This window comes from uncultured Porphyromonas sp., from assembly GCF_938039215.1.
Classification (GTDB): Bacteria; Bacteroidota; Bacteroidia; order Bacteroidales; family Porphyromonadaceae; genus Porphyromonas.
Window position 1 is genome coordinate 1 of the sequence record NZ_CALHVI010000001.1, and the last position, 3,508, is coordinate 3,508.

Below are 3,508 nucleotides of genomic sequence, written 5' to 3' on the forward strand. Positions count from 1 at the left end.
CGGTCGACCGACCCACAGTAGGTTTTTTCGGCGACCTACCGTAGGTCCCTTTTTCACCTCCTCCTACAGCTTGCTCGGAAGGGCTGGGTATTCCCCGTTTTTAGGGTAGAGACTCCCTCCTATCGAAGGCCTGAGGGTGGAAGGCATAAGCCCCCGTGATCGACCTCCATTTCTAAGGAGCTCCTTGGGGTCGGGAAGCCGAGACGAAAGAGCCCCACTAATCATCAGCCTCCAGCGGAGATCAGCCTAGCATCCCCTTATCTAATTCTTAGCTATCTTTGCAAGCGCCTAGAGGCTGATCTCGTGGGTACTAAGATACCAGCACGAGACCTTTTAGGCGTTATCTCATAGATGCGTAGACAGACGAAGCATAGCCAAGTAGCAGCCCTAGTAGTGATCACACTCTTGATCCTCGCTGCCTGTGGCACCAAGCATAAGACTCCCTCGCGACAAGTCAAAGCTCCTCAGGGAGCCTTGGCGAAGGACTCTTCGTCCCTGCCTCGTGATACGATGAGCACACTAGCTCAGCTGAGCTCCTTCCTCCCTGATTCCTCTACATTAGATTCAGCTGCCCGTGACTCGATGAAGCGGCGAGAGCTTCGCTTGCTCGATAGCTTGCGAGGGAAGGATAGCCTCTCCCTTCGTCAGGACACGCTCCCCGACAGCCTTCGCACCGATAGCCTCAGTGCCGAAGAGCTTGCACGCCAGGAGCGTCGTCGCCGAGCAGCGGAGGGCTTCGATGATATCATCGCTTATCAAGCGCAGGACTCCCTTGTCCTCATCGGGCAGAGCATGGCCTATCTCTTTGGTCCCAGCAAGGTGGACTACAAGGACAAGGGGCTGGATGCTAACTTCATGCGCCTCAACCTCGACAGCAATCAGGTCTATGCCCATTACATCCTCGATAGCGTGGGCAAGGGGACGGCTTATCCGAAGTTCAGAGACGGAGGCGAGAGCTATGAGTCGAAGAGCTTGAACTATAACTTCAAGACGAGCAAGGGCTTCATCACTGGAGCGGTCACCCAGCAGGGCGAAGGCTATATCACCGCTGAGCGTACCAAGATGGTGAGCAACAATTGCCTCTACATGGAGAATGGGCGCTACAGCACCTGTGACAATCATGATCATCCGCACTTCTACTTCATGCTCACCAAGGGGAAGGCTCGACCTCAGAAGAATGTCGTCGCAGGCCCTTCGTACCTAGTCATAGCGGATGTGCCGATGCCTATTGGTTTGCCCTTCGGCTTCTTCCCCTTCAACAAGAGCTATTCCTCGGGGATCATCATGCCTAAGTATGGGGAAGAGACGCAGCGAGGCTTCTACCTGCGTGAAGGGGGGTATTACTTTGCCTTCAGCGACTATGTAGACCTAGCCGTCACGGGCGACTGGTATAGCCTAGGCTCTTGGGGTGTGAATGCTCGCTCCAACTACAAGAAGCGCTATCGCTATGCAGGTAATATCAACCTTAGCTACCTCTCCACTAAGACGGGGGAGCGAGATATCATAGGCGACTTCTCCGAGAGCCGAGACTTCCGCATCAACTGGTCACACTCGCAGGATAGTAAGGCCAACCCTAATGAGACCTTCTCCGCTAGCGTCAATTTCTCGACCAGCTCCTACAACCACAATTCGCTCTCTACACTTTATAATCCTCGTGTAGCAGCGCAGAATACGAAGAACTCCTCCATTAACTATAGTCGTAGCTTCCCTGGGACACCCTTCCGTATCTCAGCGTCGATTGATGCTACTCAGAGCTCTGCGGACTCGATGGTCACCATGAGCCTGCCGAATGTCTCTATCAGCATGAATCGTCTCTACCCCTTCAAGCGCAAGAAGCGTGTCGGAGCAGAGCGTTGGTATGAGAAGATCAGCATCAGCTACTCGGGGCAGTTCCGCAACAGCATCTCGACGAAAGAGAATCTGCTCTTCCAGTCCAACCTAATTCGTGACTGGCGCAATGGCTTCTCGCACAACATCCCCATCTCGGCCTCATATAAGCTCTTCGGCTATGTGGACCTGACGCTCAGTGCCAACTACAACGAGCGCTGGTACAGCTACAAGACCCGCCGGGAGTACGATGCTACGACCGACCGCACCGAGACCAAGCGGGTCTATGGCTTCAATCGTGTCTACGACTTCTCTACCTCGGCCAACCTCAATACCACGCTCTACGGCTTCTTCAAGCCTTGGAAGATCTTCGGGGACAAGGTGCAGATGATCCGCCACCGCATGACCCCACGTGTCGGGGTGAGCTTCACCCCAGACTTCGGGGCTCCTATGTGGGGCTATTACGATCGCCTTAGCTACGTCGATAAGAATGGGAATCCCCGCAATGAAGAGTATTCCCTCTATGCTGACGGGCACATCTTCGGGGCTCCTGGTCGTGGGAAGTCGGCTTCGATCAACTTCGGTATCGACAACAACCTCGAGATGAAGGTGCGCACGAAGACCGATAGCACGGATACGTACAAGAAGATCAGCCTCATCGACAACTTCTCCCTCAGCTCCAGCTACAATATGGCAGCGGACTCCTTCCAGCTCGCTGATATCAACGCTGGGATCACGCTCCGTCTCTCGCAGTCGCTCCAGCTCTCGCTCAGCGGTTCCTTCGACCCCTATATGTATGGGCATACGACGACGGCTGACGGCCGAGCTGTGGAACATCGAGTGAATAAGCTCCGCATCTTCAACGGCAAGGGGCTCGGTAGCCTTCGTGGGACGGGGACTTCCTTCAGCTACACGCTGAGCAACGAGACCTTCAAGAAGATCCGAGAGTTCTTCGGCGGCAAGAAGAAGGAGAAGAATCCAGACGATAAGCCCGAGAATCCCAACCCCAACGATCCGACCGCTCCGACCGATGGCCGGGATACTTCTCTGGCAGATATGGCGGCCAAGACCCAAGACCCCAAGAAGAGCCTCTTCAATACGGGTGGGGATGATGCCGAGTACGATTCCGATGGCTACCTCAAGGTGAACATCCCTTGGAGCATCTCTCTGAACTATGGGGTGAACCTCCAGCGCACGACCTTCGACCCTCGACGTGATGAGTACAACTACGGGCTCATGCATAGCTTGATGTTCTCTGGAAGCATACAGCCCACCAAGTACTGGTCGCTGAACTTCAATGCCAGCTATGACTTCATCGCCAAGAAAGTGGCGAACATGACCATCGGGATTAGTCGTGATATGCACTGCTGGAGTCTTTCGGCCAATGCGATCCCCTTCGGTCCCTACCGAAGCTATAGCATCACCATCGGAGTGAAGAGCTCGATGCTGCACGATGTCAAGTGGGATAAGCACGGCTACTCCTCGGCTTCTGACTGGTAGTCCACCCTTATATATAGTATAGTTAGGAGGCGCATCCCTCGGGGTGCAGCCTCCTGATGTTTTTGTTCCTAGCCCAAGAGCCTCGGAGAACTATTAGCAGGGGTGCAAACAAAACCTACTGTGGATCACCTTTAAAACCTACTGTGGGTCGGTCGACCGACCCACAGTAGGTTTTAAAGGT

The 3,508-nt window shown here is 54.3% G+C and carries 1 protein-coding gene; it reads left to right on the forward strand.

The genetic code is table 11. The features are described 5' to 3' along the window. The first annotated feature begins 351 nt into the window (after positions 1–351). Entirely contained in the window at positions 352–3,327 is a 2,976-nt protein-coding gene (locus Q0336_RS00005; RefSeq protein WP_298523935.1) for a putative LPS assembly protein LptD, read from the forward strand. The last annotated feature ends 181 nt before the right edge of the window (positions 3,328–3,508 follow it).

What these genes read in the sequence shown, in the direction of transcription:
- Q0336_RS00005 (WP_298523935.1), top strand. Translation starts at nt 352, where the DNA reads ATGCGTAGACAGACGAAGCATAGCCAAGTAGCAGCCCTAGTAGTGATC.